At 70.9% G+C, this 3426-nt stretch carries 5 protein-coding genes and 1 pseudogene; 1 reads left to right on the plus strand and 5 read right to left on the minus strand.

Annotated elements, in window-relative coordinates:
* The 5 genes and pseudogenes from ACYVE9_RS19710 to ACYVE9_RS19730 form a co-directional block, all read right to left on the minus strand.
* A pseudogene (locus ACYVE9_RS19710) lies at positions 1 to 320 on the minus strand (hypothetical protein); the annotation flags it as partial.
* Positions 317 to 838: a ribosome maturation factor RimM gene (gene rimM / locus ACYVE9_RS19715; RefSeq protein WP_461029207.1), complete on the minus strand. Its 522-nt coding sequence runs from the start codon at positions 836 to 838 to the stop codon at positions 317 to 319. The pseudogene ACYVE9_RS19710 and the gene rimM, both read right to left, overlap by 4 nt.
* Positions 839 to 958: 120 nt before the next feature.
* On the minus strand, positions 959 to 1198 hold the full coding sequence (locus ACYVE9_RS19720; protein ID WP_461029208.1) for an RNA-binding protein: 240 nt from the start codon (positions 1196 to 1198) through the stop codon (positions 959 to 961).
* A 2-nt stretch (positions 1199 to 1200) separates the two neighbouring features.
* On the minus strand, positions 1201 to 1653 hold the full coding sequence (gene rpsP, locus ACYVE9_RS19725) for a 30S ribosomal protein S16 (RefSeq protein WP_461029209.1): 453 nt from the start codon (positions 1651 to 1653) through the stop codon (positions 1201 to 1203).
* A 148-nt stretch (positions 1654 to 1801) separates the two neighbouring features.
* Complete coding sequence (locus ACYVE9_RS19730) at positions 1802 to 2392, minus strand: hypothetical protein (RefSeq protein WP_461029210.1); 591 nt, start codon at positions 2390 to 2392, stop codon at positions 1802 to 1804.
* 597 nt (positions 2393 to 2989) lie between these two features.
* Here ACYVE9_RS19730 and ACYVE9_RS19735 point away from each other — a divergent pair.
* Positions 2990 to 3426: methyltransferase domain-containing protein (locus ACYVE9_RS19735; protein ID WP_461029211.1), on the plus strand; the 437-nt coding region annotated here is incomplete at its 3' end.

Below are 3426 nucleotides of genomic sequence, written 5' to 3' on the forward strand. Positions count from 1 at the left end.
GCCTCGACGCCGCCATCGGCCCCGCCATCCGCTCCGGTGGCGGCCCCGCCGCCGGCTTCCGCAACGGCTTCGGGCGGGGCGGGGACGTCGCGGGAACCGAGTACCTCGTCCAGTGCCGCGCCCCACGGTTCGGGCTTCATGACCATGCCGGGACCGCCACCGTAAGGGGTGTCGTCCACGGTGTGGTGCCGGTCGCGGGCCCAGGCCCGCAGATCGTGCACCCGCACGTCGAGCAGGCCCCGGGCACGGGCCTTGCCGACCAGGGAGACGTTCAGCGGTTCGAGGTACTCGGGGAAGATGGTGACGACGTCGAGTCTCACACCGCCTCACCCTCGTCGAGCAGACCCGGCGGCGGGTCGACGACCGCGCGCTGCGCGTCCAGGTCGATCTCCGGCACCATCTCCTCGACGAACGGGATCAGCACCTCGCCGCCCTCGACCCTGGTGATCACAAGGAGGTCCTGCCCGGGAAGGTGGGCGACTTCGCTGACGCGCCCGACGGCGGTGCCGTCGCGGGTCACCACGTCCAGATCGATCAGCTGGTGGTCGTAGTACTCGTCCGGGTCCTCCGGGACCTCGGTGGGGTCCACCTCGGCGATCAGCAGGGTGTTGCGCAGCGCCTCGGCGGCGCTGCGGTCCCGCACGCCCTCGAAACGCAGCAGCAGCCGGCCGCTGTGCACGCGGCCGGTCTCGATGGTGAGCGGACCGACCGAGGCGGGGTCGGTGGCCAGGACGGCGCCCGGCGCGAGCCGCACCTCCGGCTCGTCGGTTCTGACCTCGACGGTGACGTCGCCCTTGATGCCGTGGGCGCGGCCGATGCGCGCGACTACGAGCTGCACGGTGCTCTTCCTTCTCCGGGCCTACCGGGCTGGTGCACGACCACGGGCCGGGGACGGATCACACCCGTCCCCGGCCCGTGCCGGTACTGCGTTGTGCTCTGTCCCTGCGGCAACCGCCGGTCAGCGGATGTCGTCCACGTCGACCAGGTCGACGCGGACACCGCGGCCGCCGAGGGCGCCCGCGACGGTACGCAGGGAGCGGGCGGTACGGCCGTTGCGGCCGATCACCTTACCGAGGTCGTCGGGGTGGACCCGGACCTCCAGTACGCTCCCGCGACGCATGGTGCGCGACGCGACCTGAACCTCGTCGGGATGATCGACGATGCCCTTGACGAGGTGCTCGAGGGCTTCCTCGAGCATGCTCAGGCCTCGGTCGACTCAGCCGGGGCCGCAGCCTCGGCGTCGGCCTGCTCCGCCTTGTCGGCCTTGTCGGCCTTCTTCGCCTTGGGGGTGATGGCCTCACCCTTGGGCTCGTCGCCGGAGGCCTTGGCCGCAGCTTCGAAGAGGGCCTTCTTGTCGGCCTTGGGCTCGGCGACCTTCATCGGCTCCGGGGCCGGCAGGCCCTTGAACTTCTGCCAGTCACCGGTGACCTTGAGAATGGCGGCGACGGGCTCGGTCGGCTGCGCGCCGACACTCAGCCAGTACTGCACACGCTCGGAGTCGACCTCGATGCGCGACGGGTTCTGCACCGGGTGGTACAGGCCGATCTCCTCGATGGCCCGACCGTCACGGCGGGTACGCGAGTCGGCGATGATGATGCGGTAGTGAGGCGAACGGATCTTGCCGAGACGCTTCAACTTGATCTTGACTGCCACAGCTGTGGTGTCTCCTGGTCTTGACGTGGTTGGACCCGGCAGGATGCCACGTGGGGTTGTGGTACCCGTTCGAGTCCGATGGACGCGTCAGCCGAAGGAGAGAGGGGTCCTGGGCGGCTGTCGAGTACAGCCGCCCATTGTGCCACACTCAGCCGACCGCAACCGCCTCGGGAATGCGGAACTGCTTGCCGCACGCACCGCACATGATCGGCGCCTGGGCCAGCACGGACGGAACGACGCGGACGTTGCGCCCGCAGTCGCACACCGCCTTGACCCGGACGCCGCCACCGGACGAACCGTGCCGCGCGGCCGGACCCCGGAAACTGCGCGCGGTGTCACCGCTGGTGGCGACGGAGTGTGCGCGCAGTGCGCGGCGAAGCCGCTCGGCCGTCGTCCGGTAGCGTCTCTTCGCCTCGTGCGTCATGACGACGAGCGAGAACCCACTGCTCGGATGCGGCTCCTCGGAGTGCTCCAGGCCGAGTTCCTCGGCGACCGCCAGAAACCTCCTGTTGTGGTAGCGGCCCGCTCGCGAGGTGTCGCGGATCCCGCGGGCCGCGGCGATCCCGTGGACTGCCTCGTGCAGCAGGCGTTCGAAGGAGAGCTCGGCGCCGCAGGCGGACGACGACTCCCCGATCAGCGATTCGGGCGCGGCCAGGTCGGGCAGCTCCGGATGGTGCCGTTGAATGTCGGCCCAGGCGGCTGCCAGTTCGGCGGCGAGGACAGGTGGTGTCGTGCTCACGTCGTGACAACGAGCCGGGGCCCGCCTGTGTTCCGATTCCGGGGCATCTTAAATATTTTGCACGTACCAGTCAGTTGCCCCTGATGGCCCGGTATGAGGGCGGGTACGCCGATCTGCGGACGAGCCCGTACACCTGCCTCAGCAGGGGACGTAATGCCGACCGGACGGGCTTCGAGCTCCCACAGTGCCACGGTTGCCGGCCCCCGTGGGGCGGACCAGCGGGTTCACGCCACCCGGCGGGGGGCCTCACTCGATCGGGCGAACCTTCCGAAAGAGCAGCCGGGCGCCCGTACGGCCTGTGGTACTCGGCTCTCACGACGTGTCGGCAGCGGTCCCATGGTGTGCTCCGGCCGCCGCGTACCCGGTGGCCGCTCGGCCGGAACCGCCGGTCATGACGCGCATGTTACGGGCGGGTGGAGCAGAATCGTGAATCGGGCCCGCTCCGTCGAGCAGGGCCGTACAGCCCCTGGACGCGGGGCCGGTTCCGCAGTTCCCTGTCATGGGGGCCGGGCCCGCGCGGGCAGCGAGCACCGACACCGGTTGACGCCGGGTGCCGGATGACAACAGCAACGATCTTTCGGCGATTGGGGCGCCCAGATGACTTCCACGCTCGCTCACCACGAGCAGCGCGCACAGCTCGCCCGGGACTGGGCCGAAATCCAGGAACGGATGCTGGTGCCGCTTTACGAGGCGGTGTACGAACGGGTCGAGGTCGGGCCCGACACCCGGTTGCTGGGCCTGGGCTGCGGTTCCGGGCTGGCGCTGCTGCTGGCCGCGGGGCGGGGGGCGGCGGTGGTCGGCACCGACACCGACGACACGCGGCTGGCGCTCGCGAGGGCACGGCTGCTGCCGGAACCGCAGTTGGGCGCCCGGCCGTGGCCGGTCGACCTGGTCAGCGGCGGTCCTGCCGACGTGCCGCGAGGATCGGCGTTCAACCTGGTGACGGCGTTCGGCCGGCGACCGGACCGGGAGAGCCTCGCCGCGGCGGTGGCCCGCACCGAGCCGGGAACCCCGGTGGTGCTGGCCGACTGGGG

The organism is Streptomyces sparsus (assembly GCF_054776295.1).